Consider the following 314-nt stretch of genomic DNA (forward strand, 5'->3'; position numbering starts at 1 on the left):
ACGGTACCAAGTTAGAACCTAGATACGATCAGGGTGGTATCCCAACGTTGCCTCCACACAAGCTGGCGCTCATGCTTCCTAGGCTCCCACCTATCCTGTACAGATCGTACCCAAATCCAATATCAAGCTGCAGTAAAGCTCCATGGGGTCTTTCCGTCTTGTCGCGGGTAACCTGCATCTTCACAGGTATTAAAATTTCACCGGATCTCTCGTTGAGACAGCGCCCAAGTCGTTACGCCATTCGTGCGGGTCAGAATTTACCTGACAAGGAATTTCGCTACCTTAGGACCGTTATAGTTACGGCCGCCGTTTAC

1 rRNA gene is annotated in these 314 nt (G+C 50.3%); it reads right to left on the reverse strand.

The features are described 5' to 3' along the window. Positions 1–314: ribosomal RNA gene (locus GQY27_RS21305) — 23S ribosomal RNA — on the reverse strand; the annotation flags it as partial.

The sequence above is a fragment of the Paenibacillus sp. An7 genome (assembly GCF_009870785.1).
Classification (GTDB): Bacteria; Bacillota; Bacilli; order Paenibacillales; family Paenibacillaceae; genus Paenibacillus.